The sequence below is a fragment of the Sphingomonas sp. GW821-FHT04B01 genome (assembly GCF_059420425.1).
In genome coordinates this window covers 501,656-523,568 of the sequence record NZ_JBWKTR010000001.1, presented here as the reverse complement: position 1 = coordinate 523,568, position 21,913 = coordinate 501,656, and the positions used below count along the sequence as shown (strand labels likewise).

The following is a 21,913-nucleotide window of genomic DNA, read 5'->3' as shown; positions in this document are numbered from 1 at the left end:
GTCCCGGCGATGGCGCGATCATGAACTTTTCGTCACCCGACGCAGCAAGAGACTGATAGGCTGATGAAAATCTGGATATCGAGGGTGCTGCCATGTCGCCGATCCTGCTGCCTATGTTGCTCGCCGCGCAGGCGGCCATCGCCCCGCCGGCGACGCTCGGCGCGACCGACCAGCGCGTCGACCGGCCGATCGCCGCCCCCGCGCGCGCACCCGACGTCGCCGACGAGTTCGACGGTCCGCGCATCGATCTGACCCTGTGGCGGTTCGACATGGCCCAGAACAAGACGGGCTGGTTCAACCACGAGAAGCAATATTACGGCCCCGCCAACGCCCGCATCCGCGACGGCGCGCTGGTGATCGAGGCGCGCGCCGAGCGGGCGACCGCACCCGACAGCGGCGGCCAGGCCTATACCTCGGCCAAGCTCGTCAGCCGCCGCGCCTTCGGCTATGGATTCTACGAAATTCGCGCACGCCTGCCCTGCGGCCGGGGGACGTGGCCGGCGATCTGGCTGCTGCCGTCGTCGGGGCGGTGGCCGGCGGCGGGCGAGATCGACGTGATGGAGATGGTCGGCTGGGACCCGAACGTCGTCCATGCGACGGTGCACAGCGCGGCGTACAATCACGTCAAGGGCACGCAGCGCGGCGCGCAGGTGACCGTGCCGACCGCCTGCACCGCTTATCATCGCTACCAGCTCGACTGGCGGCGCGATGCGATCCTGATCGGCGTCGACGGCCGCGCCTATATGCGCGTCGCCAACGATCGCCCCGGCGGTGCGGCGGCATGGCCGTTCACCCGGCCGTATCAGCTGATCCTCAACCTCGCGATCGGCGGCGACTGGGGCGGCGTGAAGGGCGTGGACGATGCCGCGCTGCCGCAGCGGATGGCGGTGGACTATGTGCGTTTCTGGGCGCGGTGATAGCGGCTAGAACGACGGTGATGGAGGCAGTTACCCGATGAAACAGACATGGATCGCGGCGGCATCGTGGTGCGCGCCGCTGCTGCTCGCCGGCTGCGGCAGCGCCGATGGCCGGACCGAACGGGCCGCGGGCGACGGCGCGACCACGACGACCGCCCCTGCGTCGCGACCGGCCGCCGCCGCGCCGGTCGCCGCGACGACGCCGCGCCGTACCCGCCCGCTGTCCTGCGCCGCCGAGATCGGCGTCGCCGCGGCCGCCCGCCGCGTCGCGATCTGCCGCGACGTCTCGCCGGCGACGCATCCGCCGTGCAACGCCGTCAACAGCTGCGCGCTGATCGACGACGAGATCGCGCGCAGTTGCGCGCTGTTCGACGGCAAGGGCGCGCCGATGCCGGGCTGTACGCCGCCGCCCAAGAGCGCCGCCGCCGCCGCGGCGGTGGTGCAGCGTTATTACGACGCGCTCAACGCGGGCGACTATGGCACCGCCTGGCAGCAATGGGGCGACGACGGCCGCCCCGGCCAGACCTACGCCGCTTTCGCGGGCGGCTTCGCGCATACCCGCACGACGCGGGTGACGATCGGCACGCTGCCGCCGGGCGACGCCGGGGCGGGATCGCTCTACCAGCCGGTACCGGTCACCGTCGACGCGACGCTCGACGACGGCCGTCACCAGCACTTCCGCGGCCGCTATGTTGTGCGCCGCGTCAACGACGTCGACGGCGCCAGCCCCGGCCAGTTGCGCTGGCACATCGATTCGGCGCAGCTCAAGCCGGGCTGAGCCGCGCCGGGCGTCATCACGCTGTCATCATCGCCGCGCAACGCGGGACGATAGCGCGGCGATGCGGGACCTTATCCATGGTTGAGACGAGCAAGACCGCGCCGGTGCTGAGCCGGCGCGCGCTGATCGGCGGCTCCGCCGCGCTGCTGACGGTGGCGGCGCGCGGGGCGGAGCGGCTGCCCGCCGGAGTGTTCACGCTCGGCGTCGCCTCGGGCGATCCCTTGCCCGATTCGGTGATCCTGTGGACGCGGCTGGCGCCGCAGCCGCTCGATGCGGCGGGCGGCATGCCGCCGCTCGCGGTGCCGGTGCGCTGGCAGGTCGCGACCGACGAAGGCTTCACGCGGATCGTGCGCACGGGGGAGGCGCGCGCCGAGCCGCGCTGGGGGCATAGCGTCCACGTCGACGTGCGCGGGCTGCGCCCGGCCAGCCGCTATTTCTACCGCTTCCTCGCCGGCGGCGAGACGAGCCCGGTCGGGCGGACGCGCACCGCACCGGCGGCGGGGGCGCCGGTCGAGCGGCTCCGGCTCGCCTACGGATCGTGCCAGAAATACGAATCGGGCTTCTACGCCGCCTATCGTCATCTGGTCGCCGACGACCCGGATTTCGTGCTGTTCCTCGGCGACTACATCTACGAGGGCGCGCCGACCGCCAAGGATGCGGTGCGCCTGCACCAGAATCCGGAGCCCAGGGATCTCGCCGGCTATCGCGTCCGCTACGCCACCTACAAGAGCGATCCGCTGCTGCAGGCGGCGCATCACGCCGCGCCGTGGGTGCTGACCTGGGACGATCACGAGGTCGCCAACGATTACGCCAATGCGCTCGACCAGAACAACAGCGACCCCGCCGCCTTCCTCCTGCGCCGCGCCGCCGCCTATCAGGCGTGGTACGAGCATCAGCCGGTCCGCGCCGCGCCGCCGCTGGGGCCGGCGATGCGCATCTACCACACGCTCGACTGGGGCCGGCTGGCGCAATTCCAGATCGTCGACGATCGCCAGTATCGCGGCGCCCGCGCCTGCCAGCCGCCGGGGCTGGTCGCGGCACACGCCCGCTACCGCACGCTGATCGAGCCCTGCCCCGATCTCTATGCCGCCGACCGCACGATGCTCGGCGACGCGCAGGAAGCCTGGCTGATGCAGGCGCTGGGCGACAGCCGCGCGCAATGGAATCTGCTCGCGCAGCAGACGTTGATGCACCAGCAGGGCCGCATCGACGCCGACCATCCCGAGCGCGGCGTGCAATATTCGGCGGACAATTGGTCTGGCTATCCCGCCGCGCGCGACCGCATCTACCGCCGCTGGGTCGAGGCGCGCACGTCGAACCCGGTGGCGCTCGGCGGCGACATCCACGCCTTCGCCGCCGCCGACGTCCACGATCCCGCGCAGCCCAATGCGGCGCCGATCGCGGCGGAGTTCGTCGGCGGATCGATCACCTCGCTGTTCCACGACGCCAGCTTCAAGCAGCAGGCGGCGGCGAACGGTCTCGTCTTCGCCGAAAACGAGGTGCGCGGCTATGGCCTCGTCGACCTGACCGCGAAGGAGGGTCGCGTCACCTTCCGCGGGCTGGACGACGCGCGCGATCCGCAATCGGGCATCCGCGACCTCGTCCGCTTCGCGCTCGAACCCGGGCGCCCCGGCATCCGCGACCAGCGCAGTTGATGTCGGGATTGTAACAGCGACGTAACGGATCGTGGCTAGCCCGGCCGGATAAGATCACGGGGGTTGAGCAATGACGATCGAACGCAAGGCGACGCTTCGTCGCCGGATGACGCTTGCCTGGCTGGCGAGCTCGGCGCTGTTGGCCGCCGTGCCGGCGCTCGCGCAGACCGCGACGGCCGACAATCCCGGCACCCCCGACGCCGCCGCGGTGGAGGAGGGCGAGGATCGCGAGATCACCGTCGTCGCACGCAAGACCAGCGAGAATGCGCAGCGCGTGCCGATCCCGATCACCGTCATCGGCGCCGCCACGCTGACGCGGCAGAACCTCACCAATTTCACCAATTTCCAGTTCAAGCTGCCCGCCTTCTCGGTCTATCTGACCAATCCGAAGCAGCTCAACCTCGGCATCCGCGGCATCGGCAACAACGGCTTCAACACCGATGGCATCGACGGGTCGGTCGGCGTGTTCGTCGACGGCGTCTACACCGGCCGCCAAGGCATGGTATCGAACGATTTCAACGACCTTGCCGACGTCGAGGTGCTGCGCGGGCCGCAGGGAACGTTGTTCGGCAAGAACACCACCGCCGGCGCGGTGCTGATCAACACGCTGAAACCCAGCTTCACGCCCGGCGGCACCGCCGAGGCGAGCACCGGCAATTTCGGCTTTACCGAGGTGAAGGGCAGCGTCACCGGCCCGTTGATCGCCGACAAGCTCGCGATCCGCTTGTCGAGCTTCTACAGCAACCGCGACGGCACCTATAAGAACCTCTTCAACAACCAATATCAGAATGCGCGCCAGGGCGTCGGCGTGCGCGGCCAGTTGCTCGCGACGCCGACCGACGATCTCGCCATCCGGCTGATCGGCACGCACGCGCGCCAGTTCTTCCCGACGATCTCGCCGGTGATCCTGTCGGTCTACAATCCGGCGGCGTTGCAGGCGCGGATGGCGGCGGCGGGCTATCCGCTGCTGACCAGCAACGCGCGCGACCGCTACGTCAATATCGACGGCCGGCTCGATGCCCGCACCAGCCTCGACAGCGCGAGCGGCCAGATCGACTGGTCGCCCGCCGATCTCGGCACCTTCACGTCGATCACCGGCTGGCAACGCTGGAGCTGCTTCACCAACAACGACAATGATTACACGCAGCTCGACGCGATCAGCGACTATGGCTCGTGCAATGTCGAGAAGCAGGTGTCGCAGGAGCTGCGCTGGGCGACGCCGCGCGACCGGCCGATCGAGGCGACCTTCGGCGGCTTCCTCAGCCGCCAGCGGCTGCAGGTCGATTCGCGGGTCCGCTTCGGCCGCCAGTACAATATCTGGGCGGCCAATCCCTCGGCCAGCGCCTTCCCCACGGTCGGCGGGCGCAACTGGGCGCAGGGCGCCTATGCCGCGCGCGTCGCCGGCTTCGGCATCCGCAGCCAGGCGATCTTCCACACCGATACCGACGCGGTGTTCGGCAACGTCACCTGGCATCCCGAGGCATCGCGCCGGCTGGCGATCGATGCCGGCCTGCGCCAGACGTGGGAGCGGCGCAGCCAATTGTACGACGGTGTCGTCGCGTCCAATCCCGGCGCGCTGAACGCCGCGCAGATCGCCGTCCTGTCCGCCGCGGGTGCCAATGCGCAGCTCGGCCATGTCGACATCAGCCTGAAGGACAGCGCGCTATCGGGCGAGATCGGCGCCAATTACCGCGTGACGCCCGACGTGTTCGTCTACGGCAAATATGCGCGCGGCAACAAATCGGCCGGCTTCAACCTGTTGCCGTTCAACGCCGGTCCCGACCTGCCGCGCGGTACAGGCCAGACGGTGAAGGGCGAGACCGCCGACAATTTCGAGGCGGGGATCAAGTCGACCTTCCTCGACCACCGCATCCTGTTCAACCTCACCGCCTTCCATACCAAGGTGCGCAACTATCAGGCGAACCAGTCGGTCGGCGTCGGCAATACCGCGCTCAAATTCCTCGCCAACGTCGGCTCGCTAACCTCGCGCGGCATCGAGCTGGAGAATGAGACGTGGCTGGTGCCGGGCCTGCATACCAAGGGGTTCATCGCCTATGACAAGGCGACCTATTCCTCCTTCCCCAATTCGGTCTGTCCGGGGCAGGTGACCGACCGGGTGACCTGCGACCTGACCGGGCGGCAGGTGGCGTGGGCGCCGGCATGGACCAGCGATCTCACCGTCGACTATACGCAGCGGCTCGACGCCACGACCAAGGCCTATGGGCTGATCGACGTCAACTGGCGCTCGAAGCAGAATACCACGATCACGCTCGATCCCTCGGCGGAAATTCCCGCCTATGCGCTGGCCAGCGCGCGCGTCGGCGTGCTGCTCGACAACGAGCGGCTCGAGATGCAGCTCTGGGTCGAGAATCTGTTCGACAAGGCCTATTTCATCAACCTGCTCGGCTATACGAAGTCGACCGGCATCGTTCAGGGCTATCCCGGCAATCCGCGCACCTATGGCGGCACGGTGCGCGTGCGCTTCTGACGGGGCGGGCCAGCGATCGAATAAGGTTGCGGCCGCGAGGCGCACACGGCTTCTCATCGGATTCGTCAGTCCCAATTCGTTAGAGACCTCTGCGAAAGTCGCCAGTGCTCCTGCGAAAGCAGGAGCCCAGGAGTCCCGAACGCCATAAGACGTTTCTTTGCTTGGCTCTGGGCTCCTGCGTTCGCAGGAGCACTGCGTTGATTTAGGCGATGGGACTTTCGCAGAGGTTTCGACTCATTCCGGGCTGCACCGGGCCGCAAGGGTACGGCGCCCTCGCAAGCCGCACCCCCCGCCGCGTCAGTCGTTGCCCGTCGCGGTCGCCGGGCGCGCCTTGTCCGGGGTCGTCCCCTCGCCGGTGAAGGGCGCGAGGCGGAAGGCGACGCGGGTCGGCGCCACCGGCACGCGATAGTGCGGCAGCGGCTTGCCGAACTCGCTCCATTGCGTGTCGCCGCCGACCCCCCATTGCGCCGCGTCGACCAGCAAGGTCACCTGGCCGTGCGGCACGACGTCGGTCGACTTCCACGTGCCCGGTTCATGCCGGTCGAGATCGGCATAAGGAAAGGCGAGCGCGTTCATCATCAGCGGCGTCGCGCCCTGCACGCGCAGCCCGCGCCCCGCCCCGGACAGCTCCATCCAGCGCACGTCGACCTTGTTGCCGGTTTCCTGCGGGCGGATGTAATCGTGGTTCTGCTCGGCGATCGCGCCGCGCCACAGGCCGATCGGCGCCGAGGTCTTGCGGTCGACATAGCTTTCATGCGGCCCGCGGCCGTACCATTCGACCGTCGTGATATCGGTCGGCAGCGCGAAGGCGAGCCCGACGCGGAACGGCGAGGGCAATTTGGTCTTCACCGGGGTCAGCGCGCCCTGCACCTCGACCGTACCGTCACCCGCCATCGTATAGACGGTGGTGAAGGTCGCATCGCCATCGCCGAGCGCATAGTCGACGGTGACGCTCGCGCCCGCGTCGGTCTTCGCCTGACGCACCGCGGTGACGCGGCGCGTGTCGCTCATCGTCTTCCAGACCTTGAGCTGTTCGGCGGTGCCGATGCCGAGATCGTTGTCGGTGACCGCCCGCCAGAAGTGCGGCGCGCCGCCCGATGCAAGCTCGCGCCCGTCGGCGGCGTAGCGGCGCACGAGCCCGGTCGCGCGATCGATCTCGAGGCTGGCCTTGCCCGCCGCCAGCGCGATCGTACCGCCCGACTGGCGCAGGTCGACCTTGCCCGCAAGCGGCGGCGTGCCGAGCGACGCGGCGCCGCCGAGCGCGAATTGCTCGAAGCCGAGCGTCGTGCCGCCCGCCACCGCCGGGATCGCATTGGCCTTGGCGCGGACCCGCACCGTCACGAAATATTCGGCACCTGGCTTGCGATTCCAGCTCGCCACCGGCAGCGTCAGCGAACCGGCGGCACGCGGCCCGACAGTCGGCGACGGTAGCGCCCCCTGCGCGACGACGACGCCGTTCTCGGCCAGCTCCCAGTCGAAATCGAAGCCCGACAGGTCGCGGAAGTCGTGGCGGTTGCGCACGGTGACGCGCCCGCTCGCGGGGTCGAAGCCATCGAACTGCACCGGCGCATAGACCTTGCGCAGCTCGAACAATTGCGGATTGGGCGTGCGGTCCGATTGCAACAGGCCGTCACCGAACTCGATATCGCCGCCCGGATTGGGGCCATATTCGCCGCCGTCACCCCAATAGCGCCGCCCGTCCTTGGAGTAGCGGTACATCGACTGGTCGACCCAGTCCCAGGCGAAGCCACCCTGCAACTTGTCGGGATGGGCGTAGATCGTGTCCCAATATTCCTTCAGGTTACCGCCCGAATTGCCCATCATATGCGCATATTCGCACTGGATCATCGGCTGTTTGAAATTCCAGTTGGCGGCGTAATCGGCCATCCGCACTGCCGGGTCGTACATCGGCGCATAGATGTCGGCGAAGTCATTGGGGCGGTGATCGTGGATGCCGCCGAACGTCCCCCAGCCGAGATAGGAGATGAGCCGGCCCGGATCGCGCGCCCGCGCCGCCTCGGCGGCGGCACGGAAATTGGGGCCGATCCCCGCCTCGTTGCCGAGCGACCAGAAGATCACGGAGGCATGGTTCTTGTCGCGTTCGACCATATTGGCGACGCGGCTGACATGCGCGTCCTTCCACGCCGGATCGAAGCCGATCTGATATTTCGACCGCTCGTCGGGAACGCGATTGGCGTAATCCATATACGCGTGGCTCTCGATATTCGCCTCGTCCATGACGTACAGGCCGTAGCGGTCGGCGAGATCGTAGAGATACGGGTCGTTGGGATAATGCGAGGTGCGGATCGCATTGACGTTGTTGCGCTTCATCAGCTGGATATCGCGCTCCATCGAGGCGCGGCTGACGACGTGGAAGGTCTCGGGATCGTGCTCGTGGCGGTTGACGCCGCGGATCGTGATCGGCTTGCCGTTGACGGTGACCTGCCCGTTGCGAATCGCGACGGTGCGGAAGCCGATCGCGCGGGCGGTCGATTGCAGCACCGTGCCGCGCGCGTCGACCAGTTCGGTGACGAGCGTGTAGAGATCGGGCGTCTCCGCCGTCCATGGCTTCACCGCCGGCACGTCCGCGGTCAGCGTCAGCTTGCGCTCCGCCGCGGCGGCCGCGACGGGCTGCGTCCGGGTGAGCACCTGCCGCGCGCCGTCGAGCAGCACCAGCCGCACGCTCGCCGCGCTGCCCGGCGTCACCGCGACGTCGACCGCGAGCCGGCCGTCACGATAGGCCGCGTCGAGCCCGGCATGGACGAAGACGTCGCGCACCCGCACCTTGGGCGCCGCCATCAGATAGACCGAGCGCTCGATCCCCGACACGCGCCAGAAATCCTGATCCTCCAGATAGCTGCCGTCCGACCAGCGGAAGATCTGGATCGCGACGGTATTCCTGCCCGGCTTGACCCATTTGGTCACGTCGAACGCGCTCGGCAGCTTGCTGTCCTCGGAATAGCCGACCTTCTCGCCGTTGACCCAGACGTAATAGGCCGAGCCTGCCGCACCGATATGGAGGATGACGTCCTGCCCGCTCCAGTTCGCCGGGACGGTGACGTCGCGGCGATAGGAGCCGACTGGATTGGTGGCATGCGGGATCAGCGGCCGGTTGGCGGGGAAGGGATAAGTGATGTTGTTGTAGCGCGGCTGGTCGAAGCCCTGCGTCTGCCAGTCGGCGGGCACCTTGATCTGCTTCCACGTCGACACGTCATAGTCGGGCCGCTCGAACCCGGCCGGCAGCCGGTCGGCATCGGGGGAGAAAGCGAAGCTCCAGGTGCCGTCGAGCGAGACATGGCGCGCGGACGCCGCCTCGTCGCCGGCGAGCGCCTTCGCCCGGCTCTCGAACGGGAAGCCGGTGGCGCTGGCGGGCAGCTTGCCGCGGGCGAACACCGCGGGATTCTCCCAATCGGGGCGGGACGGGTCGACCTGTACCGGCTGCACCTGCGGCGCGCCGTCCTGTGCCAGCGCGGCGCTCGCCACGACACTGCCGATGATTCCCGCCCACAGCCACGCGTGTCGCATGTTTCCGCTCCCTGTATTTGTCTTCTTGTTGTCAGACATATCGGCTTATTCGGGCGGCGCAAGGCCCACGTATACGGTGGCAGGCCGTCCTGCCGGGCGCTTCGGGTGCAGCCGCGTTGACGCGCAAAATCACCATCTCTAGTCTGACAAATCAAAGACCGGACAAGGACGGCGGCAGCGATGCGCTTGGGAGGAACGATGACGGGATCGGCAGAAGCAGACAGGCCGCAGCATGGCTGCGCATCCCCGGGCGTCACCCGCCGTACCTTGCTCGGCGGCGCGAGCGCGCTGGTCTTCGCCGGACCGGCGTTCGCCGCGGCGTTGCCCGCCGACAAGGCGACCAGGGTCGAGCCGGTGCCGATGCGCCACGTCCGGCTCAGGCCGTCGCATTTCGCCGACGCCTTCGCCGCCAACCGCCGCTATCTGCTGTCGCTCGATCCCGAGCGGCTGCTGCACAATTTCTACGTGTCGGCGAAGCTACCCGCGCCCAAGCCGGTCTATGCCGGCTGGGAGGCGCAGGGAATCGCCGGCCATTCGCTCGGCCACTGGCTGTCCGCCTGTGCGCTGGTCGTCGCCAATACCGGTGACCGGGAGGTCGCCGCGACGCTCGACCATGCGCTTGCCGAGATGGCGCGCATCCAGGCGGCGCATGGCGACGGCTATTGCGGCGGCACCACGGTGGAGCGCGACGGCAAGACGATCGACGGCAAGGTCGTGTTCGAGGAGGTGCGCCGCGGCGACATCCGCACCGGCGGCTTCGATCTCAACGGCGGCTGGGTGCCGCTCTATACCTGGCACAAGGTCCATGCCGGGCTGCTCGACGCGCATACGCTCGCCGGCAACCCGCGCGCGCTGCCAATCGCGGTCGCGCTCGCCGGCTATCTGGCGGGCGTGCTCGAACCGTTGAGCGAGGCGCAGATGCAACAGGTGCTGCGCGCCGAACATGGCGGGCTCAACGAAACCTATGCGGAGACCTATGCGCTGACCGGCGATCCGCGCTGGCTGCGCATGGCGCAGAAGATCCGCCACAAGGCGGTGCTCGACCCACTCACCGCCGGCCGCGACCAGCTCGCCGGACTGCACGCCAATACGCAGATCCCCAAGCTGATCGGCCTCGCCCGCCTGTACGAGCTGACCGGCGATCCCGCGCACGCCAGCGCCGCGCGCTTCTTCCACGACCGCGTCACCCATCACCACAGCTACGTCATCGGCGGCAATTCGGAGCGCGAGCATTTCGGCCAGCCCGACCAATTGTCGAAGCGGATCACCGAGGCGACGTGCGAGGCGTGCAACAGCTACAATATGCTGAAACTCACCCGGCACCTCTATGCCTGGGAGCCGAAGGCGCAATGGTTCGACTTTTACGAACGCGTCCAGCTCAACCATATCCTCGCGCACCAGCGGCCCGATACCGGCCAGTTCGTCTATTTCATGCCGCTGTCGGCGGGCGCGCGGCGCAGCTACTCGACCGCGGAGGAGAGCTTCTGGTGCTGCGTCGGCTCGGGGATGGAGAGCCACGCCAAGCACGCGGATTCGATCTACTGGCATGACGCGGGCAAGGCGGGGACGCTCTACGTCAATCTCTACATCCCGAGCAGCCTCGACTGGCAAGGGCTGGCGCTCGACCTCGACACGCGCATGCCGACCGAGGGCGAGGCGACGCTCACCGTCCGCCGTGCCGGCCGCGCGGTGCAGCCGATCGCGCTGCGCATCCCCGGCTGGGCGCAGGGTGCGACCGTCGAACTCAACGGCAAGCCGGCGCCGGCGACGATGCGCGACGGCTATGCCGTCATCGACCGGCGCTGGCAGGCGGGCGACCGGATCCGCGTGACGCTGCCGATGCACTTGCAGGCCGAGCCGACACCGGACGATCCCAATATGATCGCCTTCACCCATGGCCCGCTGGTGCTCGCCGCCGACATGGGCGCCGCGGCGGAGGCGTTCGACGGACTCGGCCCGGCGCTCACCGTCGACGGCCCGGCGACCGCCGCGCTGCGCAGCGCACAAGGCCCGCACCGCTTCGCCGCGCGCTCGGCGCTGGGCGAACCACTCCAGCTCAGCCCGTTCTACGCGCAATATGACCGCCGCACCGCGGTGTATTTTCCGACCTTCACCGCCGCGGCCTGGGCGGCGGCCAAGCCCGATTATCTGCGCGCGCAGCAGGAACGGCAGGCGCTCGCGCGGCGCACCGCCGACGTCGCCTATCTCGGCGAGATGCAGCCCGAGCGCGACCACGCCTTCACCGCCAGCAAGCCCGAGACGGTGCAGCTCCACGGCCGGTCGGCACGCAAGCTGCGCGCCGGCGAGACGATCGCGCTGACGCTGCAACGCCGCCCGGGGCCGGCGGTGCTGCGCGTCGTCTATTGGGGCGGCGACGTCGGCAATCGCGAACTGGCGATCAGCGTCGACGGCACGCCGCTCGCCACCGATGCGCGCGAGGCCAAGCCGCAGGAGGGCTTCGTCGCGATCGACTATCCGCTGCGCAGCGCCGGCGAACAGGGCAAGGCGGCGGCGAAGGTCGTCTTCACCGGCAAGCGCGGCGAGGTCGATATCTACGAGGTGCGGATGCTGTCGGCACCGACCGCGGCGCCGGGGTCGGTGGCGTGAAGCGGATCGGCGCGCTGCTCGCCGCGCTGCTGCTCGGCACCGCGGCGGCACCGGCGCCGTCGGTGACGCGGCCGGTGACCGTCGTGCTGCGCGCCGCCGTCGACCGGCCGTCGACGGTGTTCGAGGGCTGGGGGACCGCGCTCGCCTGGTTCGCCAACGTCACCGGCGGCTGGCCGGAGGCGGAGCGGACGCGGCTCGCCGATTTGTTCTATACCGGGCGGGGGCTCGGCTGGACGATCGCGCGCTACAATATCGGCGGCGGCGATGCCGCGGACACCAAACCCTATCTGCGCACCGGCGCGGCGGTGCCGGGCTTCTGGCGGCTGCCGCCCGGCACGCAGGCGCAGGACTGGCGCGCCGACGATCCGCGGATGTGGGACTGGTCGCAGGATGCCAACCAGCGCTGGTGGCTCGATGCGATCCACGCGCGCGTGCCGGGCGCGATCTTCGAGGCCTTCTCGAATTCGCCGCCGTGGTTCATGACCGTCTCGGGAAAGGTTTCGGGCGCGGAGAAGCGGACCGACGACAATCTGCGCCCCGGTCAGGAAGGCGCGTTTGCCGCCTATCTCGCGCGCAGCGTCGAGGAATTGCAGCGGCGGCATCACATCACCTTCCGCACGCTGTCGCCGGTCAACGAGCCCAACACCGATTACTGGTATGCCGCCAACACACAGGAGGGCGCGCACTGGAGCCCGGCGCGGCAGGCGGCGATGATCGACGCCAGCGACGCGGCGCTCAAGGCGCGCGGGCTGGCGACGGTCGTCTCGGCGCCGGACGAGACCAACTCCCGGCTGTTCCTCACCGATGTCGCGGCCTATCCACCGGCGACGCTGGCGCGGGTCGGCCAGCTCAACGTCCACAGCTACGGCACCTTGTACCAGACGGGTGCGCGCGATGCCGCCCGCGCGGCGGGCATCCGGCTGTGGATGAGCGAGAACGACACGCCGCTCGACGGCGATCGGGAGAATTTCGACGGCATGCCCTCGGCGCTCGCCTTCGCCGACCACGTCGTCGCCGATCTCAAGAGGCTCGAGCCGGCGGCCTGGGTATTCTGGCAGGCGGTGGAGAACCTCTCGGGCGGCAACGGCAAGCCGACCTCGAACTGGGGGCTGATCAAGGCCGATCTGGCGGCGCCGGCGGCGGGGCCGCACGCGATCCACGTCACCCGCAAATATTGGGCGATGGCGCAGTTCAGCCGCTATATCCGCCCCGGCTATCGACTGGTGCCGGTCGACGATCTCGACACCGCGGCAGCGTTGTCGCCGGATGGCGCGACGCTGGTGCTGGTCCATGTCAACGGCGGGGTGACGCCTCGGACGCTGGTGGCGCCGCAGGGCTGGCGCGCGCAGGCGGTGCTGACCGATGCGACGCACGATGCGCGCTGCGTCGCGGGGGTGACTGCGCCGGCGCAGTCGGTGGTGACTTTGGTGCTGACGCGCGGGCGGGGGAAGCAGTGGCGTGTCAAGCCGGGTGATAGTGGTGGCGCGGACGGGTCGCGGTCCCGGCTGACAGGCGCAACGCGCAAAGCTAGACTGCCAAGCGGGCGACCAGTTTGGATGTGACATGACCGCTTTGACCGACGACGCTCCCCGGACACGATGGGCCACCGGGCAGGATATCCCGGCACTCAAGGCGCTCATGGAACGGGCGATCGATGCGCTTCAAACCGGCTTGCTGTCCCCGGAACAGGTCGCAGCCAGTCACGCGATCATGGGATTGGACACGCAGCTGATCGAGGACGGCACCTACCTGATCGCCGAGCGCGACGGGGTCATCATGGGTTGCGGCGGTTGGAGCAAGCGGGCGACTCTCTACGGGGGCGATCATAGCAGCGCATTGCGCGCGCCCGAGCTTCTCGATCCGGCGCAGCATCCCGCAAGGATCAGGGCGATGTACACTGATCCCGATTTCGTCCGGCAGGGTGTAGGCCGGCTTATCCTGAAGGGATGCGAGGACGCCGCTGCTTCGCATGGTTTCACCAGCGTCGAATTGATGGCCACGTTGAGCGGAGAGCGTCTCTATGCGGTGAACGGCTATCAGCCGGTGGAAACCGTCGAGGCTGTGGCGAACGGTATAGCGATCCCATTGATCCGGATGCAGAAACCGCTTTGACCGTTCCCGAACCGGCGCGGTCCGACTCGCCCGCCCAAAAGACACGTGCGACCGCAAGACGTCAGTTGATCGACCACTCCCAATAGCCGTCCTTGCCGCTGCCCGTCGTCAGCCGCAGGTAGCGCGTGCGCAGCGCATGCGGCAGCGCGATCGGCGAGCCCGAGCGTGCCGCCGCCGGCACCACCGGACGCCAACTACGGCCGTCGTCCGAAGCCTCGATGCCGACCGTATAGGTCCGCGTCGCATATTCCGGCCGCAGCCGGCTGCCCGTCACCGCGCGTACCGCGCCGAGATCGGCCACCAGCGTCGCCGCCCCCTCACCGCCACCTCGCCACAAGGTCGCGTAATTGTCGTCCGCCGCACGCGCCGCGCCATAGGCCCCCTCGCCGCTCCCCGACGCCTGCCAGCGCAAGCCCCGCGCCCGCGCCGGCGCGAAGCCCTTCACCGCGCCGCCATGCGACGGCGCCACCCGCGCCAGCGTGCCGTCGGTGCCGATGCGCAGCGGATCGACCGCGATCTGGCGCAACACCTCCTCGCCGTCGCGCGGCCACGGCAAGGCCTGACGATGATAGAGGATATAGGCCTGACCGCCGCTGCGGAACACCGCGTGATGGCCGGGGCTGATGATGTCGCGGCTGGCATCGGTGGTCAGGATCGGGCTGTCGGCGGCCTCCCTGAACGGGCCGAACGGCGTGTCGCCGATCGCATAGCGGACCTTGTACGTGTCCTTGGTCGTGTTGCCGTCGCTATAGGTCAGCGCGTAGCGTTTCCCCGCCTTCACCATGAACGGCCCCTCGAAATAGTTCGCGGGGGTGACGTCGCGCGGAACGCCGTCGAACGTCACCATGTCGGGCTTCAGTTTGACGACGAAGCAATGGCCGTTGGTCCAGTTGAGCCCCGACCCCCAATAGAGATAGGCCTGCCCGTCGCTATCGATGAACGCCTCGGCGTCGATCATATGATAGGCGGGCGCGAAGTCGCGCGCGACCAGCGGCCTGCCGCCATTGGCGTCGGCCCATGGTCCTGCCGGCGAAGCCGCGCTGCCGACCCAGATCTCGCTGCCGACCGAGACGTACATATACCAGCGGCCGTTCGCCGCCTTGACCACCGACGGCGCCCAGACCTTGGAATCGCCCGAGGTCGGGCTGGTCGCCGCCTGTTTGGTCGGCCAGTTCGGCTGCGAGAAGCTCCAGTCGCGGCCATTGTCCGAGGTCCAGAGCCCGAGCGTATCGCCGCCCCACGGATCGATCGTCGCGAAGACGTACCAGCGGCCGCCGTCGCGGACGATCGACGGATCGGCGAAATAGCCCGGCAGCAGCGGATTGCCCGCACCCGTCGCGTCCCAGCGTGCCGGCGCATCCGCCGCACTGACCAGCAGCGCCGCGGCGGGCAGCAGCGCGCGGGCGACTAGGGTTCGGATCGTCATCGCGTCAGCCTCCATGGGTGGGGTGAGTCTCGCCGTCGAGCTCGCTCGCCTCGCGCACCACCGCGACGCTGTCGCCGGTGTCGCGCATCTCGTACAATTTGCCGCGCGCATTGTGGAACGGGCGGTGCAGCACCATCATCAGCCCGCCGTCGAAGCGGCGGAAGATCATGCCGTGGCCGCTGTCGGCGCGGACCAGCGGCGGCAATTGCTCCCACGGGCCGGCGAGCTCGCCGCTGCGCGAGCGCGCCACGCCCTGCACGTAGGAACCGCGATCGTCATAGCTCGACCAGAGCATCAACAGCCGGCCGGTGCGGGTGCGGAACAGCTCCGGCCCGTCGGTGACGTAGATCTTGTCGCCCTCCTTCTGTGGCCGGCCCGACGCCCAGGGCGCCTCCGAGGCGCGGAACAGCAAGCGGGGCGCGCCCGCCGCCTTGAGCGTCGCATCGAGCGGCAGCGCCTCGATCGTGCCGTCGCGCGCCTGCACCCATTCGTGCGCATAGACCAGCCACGGCTTGCCGGCGCGATCGACGTGGAGCGTGCCGTCGAGCGTCATCAGCTCCTTCGGGGCAATCGGGGCGCCGTCGCGCAACAGCGTGAACGGCCCGCCGAGCCGGTCCGCCACCGCCAGCACGGTGCCGCGGCGATGCGTTCCCGGCTTGGCGAGCCTGGCGGTTTCGTTGTGGAAGGTCGTGAACAGATACCAGCGACCGCGCCAGCGATGCACCTCGGGCGCCCAGGCGCCGTCGTTCGCCCAGGTCCCGTCCGGCAGCGTGAAGACGACGGTCGGGCGCGTCCAATGCTTCAGGTCGCGGCTGGTATAGGCCATGATGCCGAGCCGCTTGTCGCCGGTCATCTCCGCCTGATTGGTGGTGAATAGCCAATAGGTGCGCGTCGCGGCATCGGCGACGATCCACGGATCGTGCAGCGGCATCGCCGGCATCGTCAGCGGTGCGGGGGTCGGCGCCGGCGCGGCCGCGATCGGCAGCGCGAGCATCAGTGCGAAAGCGGCGCGCCACATCATCGATTCTCCTGCACGGTAACCATCAGCGTCTTCCCCTCCGGCGGCAGGATCAGCCCGAACGCGGTCTCGTCGCCGTTGAGCAGGCGCTCGCGCACCCAGCGGCCGCCCTCGAAATGCCCCTCCTCGACCGTGACGAGCTGGATGCCGCCCGCCGCGCCGAGCCTCGGCGCGAACTTGAGGTTGGCACTCGCCCCGGTGAGCAGGAAGCGATCGGGCGCGGCGCGCGCGACGATCACCCGCCCCGACAGGTCCTTGTTGCCCTGCCCGCGCGGCCCGCCATAGCCGTCTCGCACCTCGCCGAAGCGCGCGACGAGATCCACGTCGCCGAAGACGAGCGGCACGTTCGCCATACCATCTTCCTCGACCGCGACGCGCACCTGCCCCGCATCGCGCAGCGGCAGCAGGAACGGCGCCGCCTCGCGCAGCAGACGATAGTCGAGCGCGATCGGCTCCTCCGCCGCCTGCCCGTCCTTAAGGCCGAAGTCCGCGCCGATGCCGAATTTGCCGATGCCGACCGCATGCGGCTGCGCCAGCGTCCAGAAGGCGTGGCGGGCATGCGCCATGCTGCCGCCCGTCTCCGGCACGAACAGGGGATTGCCGGGCACGTCATAGGCGCGCGCGATATCGGTATAAGGCGCAACATTGGTGTCGTAATTATCGACGCCGACGACGTCGATCGCGGGTGCCAGCGCGCGCCATTGCGGCAGCAGCCACGACACCGCGCCGCCCGAGGGCGAACTGTCCCCCGGCCGCAACAGACCCGGCTGCTCGCGCGGCCAGACGTTGACGTAGAGCGGCAGATCATAGGCGCGCTTCCCCGCCGCCGCGACCGCGCCGATATAGCGCGCGGTGTGATAGGCCATGAATGCCTCGGGCGCGCGCTCGGTGTAATTGGCGGTCCAGTCGCCGGGTTTCGCGCCCGGCATGTCGGCGGGCACCGCGGCGCGGAACAGCGCCTCGGCAGCGGGCGCATGATCGCGATCGGCGCCGAGCGTCCCCGCCTCATTCTCCACCTGCACCATGACGACGGTCTTCTGCCGCCCGTCGACGGCTTTCAGATGCGCCATCAACGCGGCGAAGGCGCGCGCATCGGCGTCGCGGCTGGCGGCGGCGATCGGCGACAGCACCTCGATCGGCTTGCCAAGCGCGTCGACGACCCGCGGGAAGCGCGCGGTGTCCCGCTTCACCCAGGCGGGCGTGTAGCTCATGTTGGCGTTCTTCCACGTCCCGAACCACAGCAGCACCAGCCGCACCTGCTGCGCGCGTGCCTCGGCGATCAGCCCGTCGACCACCGTCCAGTCGAACCGCCCCTCCACCGGCTCGACCGATTCCCAGCCGATTGGCGCCATCACCGTATTGGCATGGCTGCGCCGGATCGCGGGCGCGAGGCGGCGCAGTTCGGCGGGGAAGCCGCTGGAATTGTTGAGCTGGATACCGAGCAGCAGGAAGGGTTGTCCATCGACGCGCAGCGACGGCTTGCCCGCGTCGGTGGCGACGAAACGGCTGTCCTGCGCCGCCAGCGGCGCCACCACGACGCCGCAGGCGAGCAGCAGCGCGGCAGCGGCACGGCCGATGCCAAGCGCCCCGGCACATCGCGTCACCGACCGTCGCTCCATCGTCCGCTCCTGCCCTATTTTATATGTAGGACATGACTCCCGCTGCGGAGACGGTCAAGATGCAACTTGGATCAAGCGATCCGCATCGCCTGTTCGGTATCGCGCTGCGCCTGTTCGATCAGTGCGGTCGCCGCGGCATGCGCCGCCGCCGGGTCGGCGCGCGCGATCGTCTCGAACAAGGCCTGATGCTGCGGGATCGAATCGATGTAATCGGCGACGACGCGATATTTGAAGAACGTCGTCCAGCGCACCGCCGACGAGATGCTGCTCGACAGGCTGCCGAGCAGTTCGTTGGCGGTCGCCTCGAGCAGCACCGCGTGGAATTGCTCGTCCGCCGCCTGACCCGCGACGCTCTCCAGACCGTGATGCGTCATCAGTTCGAGCGCATGGCCGAGTCGCGACAATTGCCGGGCGGTGCGATGCGTCGCGGCGAGCGCGGCGGCGGCCGGTTCGACGATCAGCCGCAGTTCGAACAGGCTTTTGACGAAGCCGACCGGCGGTTCGCCCTCGAACATCCAGCCGAGCATCTCGGTATCGAGCAGGTTCCAGTCGACCCGTTCGCGCACCCGCGTTCCCGTCTTGCGGCGGCTTTCGATCAAGCCCTTGGCGGTCAGCATACGCAGCGCCTCGCGGATGACGTTGCGCGCCACGCCGAACCGGTCGGCAAGATCGAACTCGCCGGGAATCGTCTCGCCCGGCGTATAGTCGCCGGTGACAATCGCGACGCCGAGCGTCCGCGCGATCGTCACGTGCGCTGGCCTGATCCGTTCGCGTTTCGCCAATTTTTTATGAACCTTCCCAAGGGCATGGCGAGGGATCGCCGTCCCATCGATAGGCCGCAACCGATCCACCTGCAAATTTCATTTGTCCGGCATAATCCGACTCGTTATATGTAGGACATTACACGGCACTCATGTCGGTATTATTGGGGAGAGGGACCATGAAGGGCACTTACGTGCGTCTGTTCGCGGGCGCATCGTTCGTCGCACTGGCCGGCGCGGCGCATGCACAGACGACGATACCGGCCGCACAAGCAACCGGCACCGTGTCGCAGACCAGCGATCAGGCGGCGAGCGATCCGACGAACGATCAGGACATCATCGTCACCGGCGTCCGCGCCAGCCTGCGGTCGGCGCAGGCGATCAAGCGCAATTCCGACCAGATCGTCGATTCGATCAGCGCGCAGGACATCGGCAAGCTGCCCGACGTGAACACGACCGAGGCGCTGCAGCGCGTCACCGGCGTGCAGATCCAGCGCCGTTACGGCGAAGGCGCGACCGACTTCGATCACCGTACCTCCCCCGCGATCACCGTGCGCGGCCTCACCCAGGTCCAGAACTTCCTCGATGGCCGTGCGGTCTATTCGGCCTCCGGCGGTCGCGCCTTCGACCTCGAAGCCATTCCGCCGGAACTGCTGTCGGGCGTCGACGTCTACAAGAACGCACCCGCCAACATCATCGAAGGTGGCGTCGGCGGCGCGGTCAACCTGCGCACCCGCCGGCCGTTCGATTCGGAGAAGCAGGTCGTCAGCCTGACCGCGCGCGGCAATTACTACGACCGCGTCGACAAGCCGGGATATTCGGTGTCGGGCCTGTACAGCAACCGCTTCGACACCGGCATCGGCGAGATCGGCTTCCTGGTGAATGCGGTCTATTCGAAGAGCCAATATCGGCAGGACGGCATCCTCGCCAACCAGCAACAGCCGATCCCGGCGGGTTCGATCACGGGCGCGCCGGCCAATGCCAAGGCGCCGCTCGGCTTCCAGGTGTATGACGATCTCGGCGACCGTCGCCGGCTCGGCATCGCGAGCGCCCTCCAGTGGCAGGCGACCGACAATCTGCTGCTGACCGGCCAGTATCAATATACCAAATATTGGTTCAACCGTCGCGGCGCCTATTATTATTCGGTCAACGGCGGGACGCAGTCGCGGCCGCTGCCCAGCGCCACCTTCACCTTCAACGACGAGGGCTATGCCACGTCGGGCGCGCTGCAGAACCAATTGTTCGAGACCGGCCGCTTCGACCAGGAATTGTGGAGCCAGAGCCAGAACTTCACGCTGGGCGCCGACTGGAGCCCGACCGACCGCGCGAAGATCCACTTCGACGCGCAATATCTCAAGAGCTATTACAACGCCGATCGCAACGGCAACGTCCTGTCGCTGTTCACCGCTGCGGGGCAGACCGAGGCGAACGCACCCAATCAGGAGATCGTCGATTTCGATCTGCGCGGCAGCCGGCCACGCTGGGACGTGCGCAACAAGGCGCTGCTGACCGATCCGAGCAAATATGCGACGACGTTCATCGCCGATTCGCTCCAGCGCAACGACGCCGATCAGCTCGCTTTGTCCTACGATCTGGAATATGATCTCGAGGGCGGCTTCCTGAAGAAGCTGCGCGGCGGCGCCCGCTATTCGGACAATTCGATCGATCTGCGCGGCACCTGGAACGGCGTCTGCCTGTATCAGACCGGCCCCGACGGCAGCTGCTCGGCACCGGCGGGAACGCCGTTCATCCCGCTCAGCCGCAACCCGCAGCTGGCGATGCCCGGCCCCTCGAAGAACTTCTTCGACGGCAACAGCGTCACCGGCGGCCTGCTGTACCCCGCCTTCCCACAGGCCAATGGCGTGTGGGCGCAGACCAAGGCGCTCTATGCGATCTTCGGCGCGAAGACGAAGGACGCGTTCACGCCCGGCGATCTCAATTCGCAGAACGAGAAGACCTACACCGCCTGGGGCATCGCCGATTACGCCTTCGAAGCTGGCGGCGTCCGCTTCGATGGCGGCGCCGGCGTCCGGCTGGTGAAGACCAAGGTCGTCTCGTCCGGCACGCTCTTCAACTCGGACGGCACGATTTCGCCGCTCTCGATCGACAAGAGCTACACCCGGGCGCTGCCGAGCTTCAACGTGCGGGCACGGTTCACCGACGAGATCCAGATGCGCTTCGCCTATTCGAAGGGTCTCGCGCGGCCGAATTTCGACCAATTGTCGACCAACCTGACGCTCAACAACCCCAATCAGGTGAGCCCGATCACCGGTCGACCGAGCGCCAATTCGGGCAATCCGCGGCTCAACCCGATCGAGTCGGACAATTACGATCTAACCGCGGAATGGTATTTCGCCCCGACCGGGTCGCTGACCGCGGGCCTGTTCTACAAGAAGGTCGACGGCTTCCTCGCCAGCGGCGTCGTGGTCCAGAACTTCCAGGGTCGCGCCTATGACGTGAACACCGTGCTCAATTCCGGCAATGGCACGGTGAAGGGCGCCGAGATCGGCTATCAGCAGTTCTTCGACTTCCTGCCCGGCCTGCTCAGCGGGTTCGGTATCCAGGCCAATTACACCTATGTCGACTCGAACGTCAGCAATCCGTTCGCGACGGCGGGATCGAATATCCCGACGCAGGTGCCGCTGGAGAAGCTGTCGAAGCACAATTACAATCTGATCGGCCTGTACGAAAAGGGACCGTTGACCGCCCGCCTCGCCTACAATTGGCGGTCGAGCTACCTCGATCAGACGACCGGCGCGGGCGCCAACGGCATTCCGCAATATGCCAAGCCCTATGCGTCGCTGGATGCGTCGATCAGCGTCAACGTCACCGATCATGTCGCGGTGTCGGCGGATGCGGTGAACCTCACCAACCGGATGAACGTCACCTACATCGGCACCGCCGCGCAGCCGCTGCAATATCAGCTCAACGACCGCCGCTTCGGCCTGTCGCTGCGCGCCACCTACTAAACGGCTTCCCCACTGCCGGCGCGGTCTTCGGATCGCGC

General features: G+C 68.1%; 13 protein-coding genes. 8 read left to right on the top strand and 5 right to left on the bottom strand.

The features are described from left to right. Positions 1–92 precede the first annotated feature (92 nt). From AC07UH_RS02570 to AC07UH_RS02555, 4 genes are all read left to right on the top strand, one after another. Positions 93–917, top strand: a complete 825-nt coding sequence (locus AC07UH_RS02570) for a glycoside hydrolase family 16 protein (protein WP_495179441.1) — start codon at positions 93–95, stop codon at positions 915–917. Between the two features lie 37 nt (positions 918–954). Then, on the top strand, positions 955–1,695 hold the full coding sequence (locus tag AC07UH_RS02565) for a hypothetical protein (RefSeq protein WP_495179442.1): 741 nt from the start codon (positions 955–957) through the stop codon (positions 1,693–1,695). Positions 1,696–1,772: 77 nt separating this feature from the next. After that, the gene (locus AC07UH_RS02560; RefSeq protein ID WP_495179443.1) at positions 1,773–3,350 is read left to right on the top strand and encodes an alkaline phosphatase D family protein; all 1,578 of its coding nucleotides are present in this window, start codon (positions 1,773–1,775) and stop codon (positions 3,348–3,350) included. Between the two features lie 70 nt (positions 3,351–3,420). Further along, entirely contained in the window at positions 3,421–5,838 is a 2,418-nt protein-coding gene (locus AC07UH_RS02555) for a TonB-dependent receptor (protein WP_495179444.1), read from the top strand. A 297-nt stretch (positions 5,839–6,135) separates the two neighbouring features. Here the strand turns inward: AC07UH_RS02555 and AC07UH_RS02550 are convergent, their stop codons facing one another. After that, complete coding sequence (locus tag AC07UH_RS02550; RefSeq protein ID WP_495179445.1) at positions 6,136–9,363, bottom strand: glycoside hydrolase family 2 TIM barrel-domain containing protein; 3,228 nt, start codon at positions 9,361–9,363, stop codon at positions 6,136–6,138. 198 nt (positions 9,364–9,561) lie between these two features. Between AC07UH_RS02550 and AC07UH_RS02545 the strand changes: the two genes are divergently transcribed. Genes AC07UH_RS02545 through AC07UH_RS02535 form a run of 3 tightly spaced genes read left to right on the top strand, consistent with a single transcriptional unit; the run spans position 9,562 to position 14,082 of the window. Next, positions 9,562–11,970: a beta-L-arabinofuranosidase domain-containing protein gene (locus AC07UH_RS02545; RefSeq protein ID WP_495179446.1), complete on the top strand. Its 2,409-nt coding sequence runs from the start codon at positions 9,562–9,564 to the stop codon at positions 11,968–11,970. After that, positions 11,967–13,532 (top strand): glycoside hydrolase family 30 protein, encoded by a 1,566-nt coding sequence (locus tag AC07UH_RS02540; protein ID WP_495179447.1) that lies wholly within the window; start codon positions 11,967–11,969, stop codon positions 13,530–13,532. The genes AC07UH_RS02545 and AC07UH_RS02540 overlap by 4 nt, the downstream gene beginning before the upstream one ends. Before the next feature lies 1 nt (position 13,533). Next, on the top strand, positions 13,534–14,082 hold the full coding sequence (locus AC07UH_RS02535; RefSeq protein WP_495179448.1) for a GNAT family N-acetyltransferase: 549 nt from the start codon (positions 13,534–13,536) through the stop codon (positions 14,080–14,082). A gap of 61 nt (positions 14,083–14,143) precedes the next feature. On the opposite strand, the gene AC07UH_RS02530 is transcribed toward AC07UH_RS02535, so the two are convergent. The 4 genes from AC07UH_RS02530 to AC07UH_RS02515 all read right to left on the bottom strand — a co-directional run bounded on the left by AC07UH_RS02530 (position 14,144) and on the right by AC07UH_RS02515 (position 18,894). After that, positions 14,144–15,508, bottom strand: coding sequence for a family 43 glycosylhydrolase (locus tag AC07UH_RS02530; protein WP_495179449.1), 1,365 nt, complete (start codon positions 15,506–15,508; stop codon positions 14,144–14,146). A 4-nt stretch (positions 15,509–15,512) separates the two neighbouring features. Beyond that, positions 15,513–16,529, bottom strand: a complete 1,017-nt coding sequence (locus tag AC07UH_RS02525; RefSeq protein WP_495179450.1) for a glycoside hydrolase family 43 protein — start codon at positions 16,527–16,529, stop codon at positions 15,513–15,515. After that, positions 16,526–18,145, bottom strand: a complete 1,620-nt coding sequence (locus AC07UH_RS02520; RefSeq protein ID WP_495179451.1) for a DUF5597 domain-containing protein — start codon at positions 18,143–18,145, stop codon at positions 16,526–16,528. Before AC07UH_RS02520 ends, AC07UH_RS02525 begins: the two co-directional genes overlap by 4 nt. Before the next feature lie 71 nt (positions 18,146–18,216). Then, a complete protein-coding gene (locus AC07UH_RS02515; RefSeq protein ID WP_245640722.1) occupies positions 18,217–18,894 on the bottom strand; it encodes a FadR/GntR family transcriptional regulator in 678 nt (225 codons plus the stop codon). 191 nt (positions 18,895–19,085) lie between these two features. Between AC07UH_RS02515 and AC07UH_RS02510 the strand changes: the two genes are divergently transcribed. After that, positions 19,086–21,875 (top strand): TonB-dependent receptor, encoded by a 2,790-nt coding sequence (locus AC07UH_RS02510; protein WP_495179452.1) that lies wholly within the window; start codon positions 19,086–19,088, stop codon positions 21,873–21,875. The last annotated feature ends 38 nt before the right edge of the window (positions 21,876–21,913 follow it).

Bases quoted from the DNA above. Each gene is read 5' to 3' on its own strand.
- AC07UH_RS02520 (WP_495179451.1), bottom strand. From the start codon at position 18,145: ATGGAGCGACGGTCGGTGACGCGATGTGCCGGGGCGCTTGGCATCGGC.
- AC07UH_RS02550 (WP_495179445.1), bottom strand. From the start codon at position 9,363: ATGCGACACGCGTGGCTGTGGGCGGGAATCATCGGCAGTGTCGTGGCG.
- AC07UH_RS02555 (WP_495179444.1), top strand. From the start codon at position 3,421: ATGACGATCGAACGCAAGGCGACGCTTCGTCGCCGGATGACGCTTGCC.
- AC07UH_RS02525 (WP_495179450.1), bottom strand. From the start codon at position 16,529: ATGATGTGGCGCGCCGCTTTCGCACTGATGCTCGCGCTGCCGATCGCG.
- AC07UH_RS02510 (WP_495179452.1), top strand. From the start codon at position 19,086: ATGAAGGGCACTTACGTGCGTCTGTTCGCGGGCGCATCGTTCGTCGCA.
- AC07UH_RS02530 (WP_495179449.1), bottom strand. From the start codon at position 15,508: ATGACGATCCGAACCCTAGTCGCCCGCGCGCTGCTGCCCGCCGCGGCG.
- AC07UH_RS02570 (WP_495179441.1), top strand. From the start codon at position 93: ATGTCGCCGATCCTGCTGCCTATGTTGCTCGCCGCGCAGGCGGCCATC.
- AC07UH_RS02535 (WP_495179448.1), top strand. From the start codon at position 13,534: ATGACCGCTTTGACCGACGACGCTCCCCGGACACGATGGGCCACCGGG.
- AC07UH_RS02545 (WP_495179446.1), top strand. From the start codon at position 9,562: ATGACGGGATCGGCAGAAGCAGACAGGCCGCAGCATGGCTGCGCATCC.
- AC07UH_RS02565 (WP_495179442.1), top strand. From the start codon at position 955: ATGAAACAGACATGGATCGCGGCGGCATCGTGGTGCGCGCCGCTGCTG.
- AC07UH_RS02560 (WP_495179443.1), top strand. From the start codon at position 1,773: ATGGTTGAGACGAGCAAGACCGCGCCGGTGCTGAGCCGGCGCGCGCTG.